Genomic DNA, 5,037 nt, shown 5'->3' with positions numbered 1-5,037 from the left:
ATGACGCCGACGCAGTTGACGACGACGTCGGGCCGCAGCTCGTCGACGAGCCGCCGGACGTGGTCGAACCGGGTCACGTCGACGGCCGGGACGATGCGGGCCAGCAGGTGCGGGGGGTAGCAACCCGCCCGGTCGTCGATGCTGCGGGCGAGGCCGTGCACGTCGAGCGTCGGGTCGTCGGCGAGTTCGCGCAGCACGGCGTGCCCGAGCATGCCGGTGACCCCGACGACGAGGACCCGCCGCACCGGGTCGGCGGCCCGCTGGTCCGCCCGGTGGTCGGTGCGGCGGCGGGGCACCCGGTCCGGGCGGGCGGCGTCGGTGCTCGCGCTCAACTCGTCACCACGGCCGCCGTGGCGGCGGCGACCTGCGCGCGCACCTCGGGCAGCGTCATCAGCAACGACTCGATCTCGGGTACGGACAGCCGGCGGGCGTTGTGCGAGTGGAAGTCGGCCAGCCCGCCGTGCTCGACGTCGCCCTCCTCGAAGTAGAGGGAGTAGTTGAGGTCGCGGCTGTCCACCGGCACCCGCAGGAAGTCGCCGAGGTCCTCGGCGAACGCGAGTTCCTCCCGGCTGGCCAGGGTCTCGTAGAGCTTCTCCCCGTGCCGGATGCCGAGCACGGTGAACTTCGCCGGCACCCCGAACAGGTTGCACAGCGCCGTGGCCAGGTCGCCGATGGTGCAGGCGTCGGCCTTGCGGATGAACACGTCCCCCGGCTGGCCGAAGGTGAACGCGTGCTCCACCAGTTCCACCGATTCGGGCAACGACATCAGGAAACGGGTCATGGACGGATCGGTGACCGTCGGCAGACCACCGCGCAGGATCTGGTCGATGAACAACGGAATCACCGATCCGCGCGAGTACATGACATTGCCGTAACGCACGCAGCAGACCCTGGTCCGGGCGGTCGCGTTGTTACGGGAGTGCGCCTGCGCCACCTTTTCCATCAACGCCTTGGTCATGCCCATCGCGTTGACCGGGTAGACGGCCTTGTCGGTGCTCAGCAGGACCAGCGTCTCCACCCCGACACGTTCACAGGCGTCCACCACGTTGGCGCTGCCGAGCACGTTCGTGCGGACCGCCTCCAGCGGGAAGAACTCGCAGGAGGGCACCTGCTTCAGCGCCGCGGCGTGGAACACGAACTCCATGCCCCGGGCGGCCTTGAGCACGCTGTCGTAGTCGCGCACGTCACCGATGTAGTAGCGGACCCGGTCGTTGCCGAGGCGGTGCCGCATCGCGTCCTGCTTCGACTCGTCCCGGCTGAGGACCCGCACCTCGGCGGCGCCGGCGTCGAGCAGTCGGGAAACCATTGTCTGGCCGAACGAACCAGTGCCCCCGGTGACCAGGAAACGCCTGCCCGCAAGCGAGGAAAGCATATCTCCTCCTGCCTTTTCCCGTCGGACCATCCTCGGGGATCACGATCTCGTCAATGGTGACCATACTGTTGCGATAACGAGACCGTGCACGCTTCCGGTAAAGGGAGGAGCAATCACGTTTCACGTTTCGCGCGGTGCTGCGCGGCGACCATTGCCGACGCACCGGTGCGGCAAATGTGAAACTGCGGAACGGCCGCCGGGAAGGTGGTAGGTCTGTTCCATGTCCAAAGTTGCTGCCCCCGCGGCACAGCCGCGCGCCGGTGATGCCGGCCCGGTGACCGGACGGGCGACCGACCCGTCGACCCGCCGCCCGTACGACAGGTGGAAGCGGCTGCTCGACGTGCTCGGCGCGCTGGTCGTGCTGACCCTCGGTGCGCCCCTGCTGGCCCTGGTCGCCCTGCTGGTGCTGGTCACCCACGGCCGGCCGGTGCTGTTCCGGCACACCCGGCCCGGCCTGCACGGCGACCTGTTCGAGGTGGTGAAGTTCCGCACCATGCGCCACCCCGACCCGCAGCGCGGGTTGGTCACCGACGCGCAACGCCTCACCCGGGTGGGGCGGTGGCTGCGGGCGAGCAGCCTCGACGAGCTGCCCGAGTTCTGGAACGTGCTGCGCGGCGAGATGAGCGTGGTCGGCCCCCGCCCGCACCTGGTGCGGTACCTGACCCTCTACACCCCCGAGCAGGCCCGCCGGCACGACGTGCGGCCGGGCATCACCGGGCTCGCCCAGGTACGCGGACGCAACGCCCTGAGCTGGGAGGCGAAGTTCGCCTCCGACGTCGAGTACGTCGACAGGCGGTCCTTCCTGCTGGACCTGAGGATCCTGCTGACCACCGTCAGGGTGGTACTCACCCGGGAGGGCATCTCCGCCCCCGGCGCGGCCACCTGGCACGAGTTCACCGGCAACGCCCCGTCGGCCGCCGACGACCGGCCCGCCGACGGGCCGGCACCCACGGTGCCGGCCGCTGGCCACCGGTCCGGGTCGTCGGTCGACGACCGGGACGTCGTGCGGCCCCGATGAACCGGGTGCTGCTGCTGGGCGCGGGTGGATTCCTCGGCCGGCACATCCACGCCACGCTGGCTGGCCACACCACCGTCCGGGCCCCCTCCCGCACCCGGTGCGACCCGGCCAGGATGGAACTGCCCGAGCTGACCGCGCTGGTCGCCCGGGAACGCCCCGACGTGGTGGTGAGCGCGGCGGGTCGCATCGTCGGCTCCGGGTACGACTTCGTCCGGGCGCACGTCGTGACGACCGCGAAACTCATCGAGGCGGTGGCCGCCGCCGCGCCCGGCGCACGGCTGGTCCGGATCGGCTCGGCGGCGGAGTACGGCGTCGTGCCGCACGGTCTGGCCGTCGGGGAGGACCATCCGGCCGTACCGGTGAGCGAGTACGGGCTCAGTCACCTGGCGGCCACCCGGCTGGCCGAGCTGGCGGGCGACGCCGGCCGGGTCGACACGGTCGTGCTGCGGGTCTTCAACCCGGTCGGGCCGGGGATGCCGGCGGGCAACATGCTGGCCCGGGCGACCGCGATGGTCCGTACGGCGATGGCCGACGGCGCGGACGACATCGCCCTGGGACTGCACGACACGTACCGGGATCTGGTCGACGTGCGGGACGTGGCGGCGGCGGTGCTGGCCGCGACGCGGTGCGCCCCCGTCGGCGCGCAACGGGTCGTCAACGTGGGCAGCGGGCGGGCGACGGCCACCCGCGACGTCGTCCGGCTGCTGGCCGACGTGGCCGGGTTCACCGGTCTGATCCGCCCCGGCGACTTCCCGCCCGACGCCACCCGCTCGGCCGCCGTGCCCTGGATGTGCGCCGACGTCGACCGCGCCCGCCGGGTGCTCGGCTGGGCCCCCGCGTACGACCTGGTCGAATCGCTGCGCGCCCTGTGGCGGGCCGACGGCGAGCGGTCGGAGCGGCCGGTGGCCGGCGTGGCGGCGGGGTGAGGCGGATGCGGATCGGTCTGCTCACCCAGTGGTACGACCCGGAGCCCGGCCCGGCGGCCCTGCCCGGGATGCTCGCCCGTGCCCTCGCCGAACGGGGCCACGAGGTCCGGGTGCTGACCGGGTTCCCGAACTACCCGACCGGCCGGCTGGCCCCCGGCTACCGGCTGGCCCGCCGCCACGACGAGGTCGTCGATGCGACCCGGGTCCGCCGGGTGGCCCTCTATCCCAGCCACGACCGTTCCGCGCTGCGCCGGGTGGCGAACTACGGCTCCTTCGCGGTCTCCGCGCTGGTCTCCGGCACCCCGGCGCTGCGCGGCCTGGACGCCCTCTGGGTCGGCAACTCGCCGATCAGCGTCGCCCTGCCGATGTGGTTCACCCGCTACGTGCACCGGGTGCCGGTGCTGCTGCACGTGCTGGACCTGTGGCCGGACAGCGTGGTCGCGAGCGGGTTCCTCGGCACCGGCCCGGTGTCGCGGACCGTCGAGCGGGGGATGGCCGCCTGGTGCGGGGCGATGTACCGCAGCGCCTCCCGGGTCGCCCACGTCGCACCCGGTGCCGCCGACCTGCTCGCCGACCGGGGCGTGCCCCGGGACAGGCTCGTGCACATCCCGGTGTGGGCGGACGAGACGTTGGGTGTCCGCGCCGCCGACCTGCGCGCCGAACTCGGGCTCCGGCCCGACCAGGTGGTGCTGGTGTACGCGGGCGCGCTCGGCGAGGCGCAGGGGCTCGACTCGCTGGTCGACGCCTGTGCCCGTACCGACGACCCCCGGCTGGTGTGCCTGATCGCCGGCTCCGGCACCACGCAGGATCGGCTGCGTCGCCGGGCCACGGCGGTGGGCGCGTCCAACGTCCGGTTCCTCGGGCAGTTGCCCCGGGAACGGATGCCCGCGCTGATGGCCACCGGTGACGTCCACTACGTGAGCCTGCGCCGGGGCGGCATGTCCGCGTACACGATGCCGAGCAAGGTGCAGGCGACCCTCGCCGCCGGACGGGCGCTGCTGGTCGCCGCGGAGGGCGACGCCGCCGCGGTGGCCCGGGACAGCGGCGCGGGGATCACCGCCCGGCCCGGTGACCCCGACTCGATCGCCGACGCCCTGCGTGAGGTCTGCGACCTGGGCCGGGAGAAGCTGGAACTGCTCGGGCAGGCCGGCCGGGCGTACTACGACCGGATGTTCTCCGTGGCCGTGGGTGCCGACCGGGTCGAGCGGACCCTGCGCGAGATGGTGGCGGATCCGGGGTTCAGGGCCAGTCGTCGCCGGCGGTGAGCCCGCGGGTGAGCAGGTCGGCCAGCGGGATCGACTCGCCGTCGCGTCCGCCGCGCCCGACGACCAGGGGCGGCCGGGCCGGCGGCACGTCGACGCCGAACAGCCGCGCGCGCACGCCCGACGGCACGGTGAGCAGGTAGAACCGGCCGTCGACGGCGACCGCGCGCAGGCCGGCCCGGTCGACGTACCAGCCGGTCAGCCCGGTCCGGTACCGGCCCCGCCCGTCGTAGCCCTGGGCCACCAGGCGGGTGGTGCGCAGCCCGCGCCGGGTCGCCTCGGCCGTGAACCGGGCCACCAGCTCCTCGGCCTGCGCGTGCTCGCCGTCGCGCCGACGGGCGTCGGCCGCCGCGTGCGCCCGGACCGCCCGCTGCTGCCGCTCCCGCCACTGCGGATCGCCGTCACCGTCCATGCCGCGACGGTACGCCCACCGACGCCCCGCCCGGTGGGTGCCGGGCG

6 protein-coding genes are annotated in these 5,037 nt (G+C 73.6%); 3 read left to right on the top strand and 3 right to left on the bottom strand.

Going from position 1 to position 5,037, the window contains the following annotated elements:
• Together ACOJTC_RS01190 and ACOJTC_RS01185 are read right to left on the bottom strand one after the other, a co-directional pair.
• Positions 1–332: NAD-dependent epimerase/dehydratase family protein (locus ACOJTC_RS01190; RefSeq protein WP_420115395.1), on the bottom strand; the 332-nt coding region annotated here is incomplete at its 3' end.
• Positions 329–1,372 (bottom strand): polysaccharide biosynthesis protein, encoded by a 1,044-nt coding sequence (locus ACOJTC_RS01185; RefSeq protein ID WP_420115394.1) that lies wholly within the window; start codon positions 1,370–1,372, stop codon positions 329–331. The genes ACOJTC_RS01185 and ACOJTC_RS01190, both read right to left, overlap by 4 nt.
• A gap of 274 nt (positions 1,373–1,646) precedes the next feature.
• Between ACOJTC_RS01185 and ACOJTC_RS01180 the strand changes: the two genes are divergently transcribed.
• Genes ACOJTC_RS01180 through ACOJTC_RS01170 form a run of 3 tightly spaced genes read left to right on the top strand, consistent with a single transcriptional unit; the run spans position 1,647 to position 4,581 of the window.
• Positions 1,647–2,390 (top strand): sugar transferase, encoded by a 744-nt coding sequence (locus ACOJTC_RS01180; protein WP_420115393.1) that lies wholly within the window; start codon positions 1,647–1,649, stop codon positions 2,388–2,390.
• Entirely contained in the window at positions 2,387–3,316 is a 930-nt protein-coding gene (locus ACOJTC_RS01175; protein ID WP_420115392.1) for an NAD-dependent epimerase/dehydratase family protein, read from the top strand. Before ACOJTC_RS01180 ends, ACOJTC_RS01175 begins: the two co-directional genes overlap by 4 nt.
• A gap of 5 nt (positions 3,317–3,321) precedes the next feature.
• A complete protein-coding gene (locus ACOJTC_RS01170) occupies positions 3,322–4,581 on the top strand; it encodes a glycosyltransferase family 4 protein (RefSeq protein ID WP_420115391.1) in 1,260 nt (419 codons plus the stop codon).
• Here the strand turns inward: ACOJTC_RS01170 and ACOJTC_RS01165 are convergent.
• Complete coding sequence (locus tag ACOJTC_RS01165) at positions 4,556–4,990, bottom strand: hypothetical protein (RefSeq protein WP_420115396.1); 435 nt, start codon at positions 4,988–4,990, stop codon at positions 4,556–4,558. The two genes, ACOJTC_RS01170 and ACOJTC_RS01165, sit on opposite strands and share 26 nt — an antisense overlap.
• Positions 4,991–5,037 lie beyond the last annotated feature (47 nt).

The organism is Micromonospora sp., assembly GCF_048594385.1.
In the GTDB taxonomy this organism is placed as follows: Bacteria; Actinomycetota; Actinomycetes; order Mycobacteriales; family Micromonosporaceae; genus Micromonospora; species Micromonospora wenchangensis.
This window is presented reverse-complemented; position numbering and strand designations above follow the sequence as displayed.

What these genes read in the sequence shown, in the direction of transcription:
- ACOJTC_RS01170 (WP_420115391.1), top strand. Translation starts at nt 3,322, where the DNA reads ATGCGGATCGGTCTGCTCACCCAGTGGTACGACCCGGAGCCCGGCCCG.
- ACOJTC_RS01165 (WP_420115396.1), bottom strand. Translation starts at nt 4,990, where the DNA reads ATGGACGGTGACGGCGATCCGCAGTGGCGGGAGCGGCAGCAGCGGGCG.
- ACOJTC_RS01185 (WP_420115394.1), bottom strand. Translation starts at nt 1,372, where the DNA reads ATGCTTTCCTCGCTTGCGGGCAGGCGTTTCCTGGTCACCGGGGGCACT.
- ACOJTC_RS01175 (WP_420115392.1), top strand. Translation starts at nt 2,387, where the DNA reads ATGAACCGGGTGCTGCTGCTGGGCGCGGGTGGATTCCTCGGCCGGCAC.